Below are 1,607 nucleotides of genomic sequence, written 5' to 3' on the forward strand. Positions count from 1 at the left end.
ACAGAACATATCTATGGTTTTTTTATCCCTTATTGGTGCTGTGAGTTTTGGCTTGGGTTTTTCTTTTACGGTGAATTTAAAGCCGACAACAGAACGCCCTTTTTTAATTGGATTATAGTCAACTGTTACATCGGTAAACTCATTAATTTCATCTAATGAGCTTTTCAAGACTCTTCGTTTTAAGTTTCTCAAATCTTTATAAGATTCTGGTAGACCAAACTCTGTAAACATTTCATCTAGTGTTAATTCAAAGCCATTTTTTGCCTGATTTTTTTTTGCTAAATGGTAAAAGTCTATTGAGTAGTCTTTTTTTAATTTCAAAACTACATCTTTTTTATAACGAGTGTATGGATTGTATTTATCTAAAATTTTTAACATTACTAAAATAATAGATGTAAACCTTAAAGATATCCCTGCATCCTCGTAAGTAGCATCAATGACCCAGTTAGAGTAAACCTTTTTCCCTTTATCATTAATGTATGAAAAAGACCGATCTACTAGTTTTTTTGACGCATTCTCAATTTGTTTATAAGCAGAATTGACCTTGATACCACAGTCATCAGCAAATTGTTGAGCAGATATTAAGATTTGATCTTGCTCACTTGCATCGATATTTCTAGCAATCGGAGAAGCCATAATTAAAATTCTTTTTTCATCTACAGACATGCTTTTAAAGCATTCAGTAACTTTATTTTGAATAGCCATTGTTGTTACTGGATAAGATTTCTCATAACTATTTTCTTTATTCATTCAGATATCAAACCTTATAAAAAATGAACATGATTTTTGTACCCTCATGAGAAAACAATGTACACCAACAAACATAAGGGTACAAGAATTTATTTGTACCCTTTATCATGCTATTTGTACCCTTTAATCATGCTATTTGTACCCTTTTAAACGATAAAATCATGCTATTTGTACCCTTTATCATGCTATTTGTACCCTTTTAAAGGTTGAAACCCTTGCTATATAAGGCTCTTAGAGGAGCTAAAAGCTTTTAAAAGCTTTTTAAAAGTATAAAAGGGAATCTTGTTCAAATTCGGGCTATAAAAACTGCCCTTGGTACTCGCTAAAGCTCGTACTCTATTGAAGCTCGTTTCTCTCGCTTCGACGGGGCAGTTTTTTTCTTAATTTATCGAGTATTCAAAAAGCAAAAGTATGAATAATGCATTCGCTTCGCTCATGCTTTTTGAAAAGCAAAAGCTTCATTGTGTCGCTCGTAGACACTCGCTAAGCACAATCTACTGTAATTCAGTAAAAACGGTTTTTCAGAGGGGAATTAAGCGAACTTTCAATGTGACGCTCGTAGACACTCGCTAAATGCTCTCATTTGCGTTCTAAGAAATTTTATTTTAATCAACTATAGTTTCCCTATATTTTTAGTTAAAGTCGCTAAAAACCCCATTTCCTTGCGTTTAAATGGGGGTTACCAAGGCATGTAGTCAGGATTATTATCAAAATCTGGTTTTTTGGGTTCATTTTTTTGCTGTTTTTCTTGGTCTTCACGTTTTGAAAATGCTAAAAGGTCGGGTGCTCGTTTTTCTTGCTCATCACGTTGTTCTTGTTCTTCATGCAACTGCTGTTCTCTAGATTCACGATCTTTT

At 33.2% G+C, this 1,607-nt stretch carries 1 protein-coding gene; it reads right to left on the bottom strand.

Annotated elements, in window-relative coordinates; all coding sequences use genetic code 11:
- A partial coding sequence (locus C9E89_RS22505; protein ID WP_107010290.1) for a replication initiation protein occupies positions 1 to 750 on the bottom strand: 750 nt, incomplete at its 3' end.
- Positions 751 to 1,607: the final 857 nt, after the last annotated feature.

The sequence above is a fragment of the Acinetobacter sichuanensis genome (genome assembly GCF_003024515.2).
Classification (GTDB): Bacteria; Pseudomonadota; Gammaproteobacteria; order Pseudomonadales; family Moraxellaceae; genus Acinetobacter; species Acinetobacter sichuanensis.